This is a genomic window from Shinella sp. M27 (assembly GCF_049199905.1).
GTDB lineage: Bacteria > Pseudomonadota > Alphaproteobacteria > Rhizobiales > Rhizobiaceae > Shinella.
This window is the reverse complement of record NZ_JBLZPK010000084.1, coordinates 1-645: the sequence shown is the minus strand read 5'-3', so window position 1 is coordinate 645 and position 645 is coordinate 1. Positions and strand designations below refer to the sequence as shown.

The window sequence follows — 645 nt, the reverse complement described above, 5'->3', positions numbered from 1 at the left end:
GACAAGAAGATCGGTGAAGACGCGATCCGCGAGCTGATGGCCGCTGTCGACGCCTACATCCCGACGCCTGAGCGTCCGATCGACCAGCCGTTCCTGATGCCGATCGAAGACGTGTTCTCGATCTCGGGCCGTGGTACGGTTGTGACGGGCCGCGTCGAGCGCGGTATCGTCAAGGTTGGTGAAGAAGTCGAAATCGTCGGCATCCGCCCGACGTCGAAGACGACGGTTACCGGCGTTGAAATGTTCCGCAAGCTGCTCGACCAGGGTCAGGCCGGCGACAACATCGGTGCACTCGTCCGCGGTGTGAACCGTGATGGCGTCGAGCGTGGTCAGATCCTGTGCAAGCCGGGTTCGGTCAAGCCGCACAAGAAGTTCATGGCTGAAGCCTACATCCTGACGAAGGAAGAAGGCGGCCGTCATACGCCGTTCTTCACGAACTACCGTCCGCAGTTCTACTTCCGCACGACGGACGTTACCGGTATTGTTTCGCTTCCGGAAGGCACGGAAATGGTCATGCCGGGCGACAACGTCACGGTTGCCGTTGAGCTGATCGTTCCGATCGCGATGGAAGAAAAGCTGCGCTTCGCGATCCGCGAAGGCGGCCGTACCGTCGGCGCCGGCATCGTCGCCTCGATCGTCGAGTAA

The 645-nt window shown here is 60.9% G+C and carries 1 protein-coding gene; it reads left to right on the top strand.

The window, feature by feature from the left end; translation table 11 throughout:
• A partial coding sequence (locus tag ACOZK4_RS27185; protein ID WP_421594740.1) for an EF-Tu/IF-2/RF-3 family GTPase occupies positions 1-645 on the top strand: 645 nt, incomplete at its 5' end.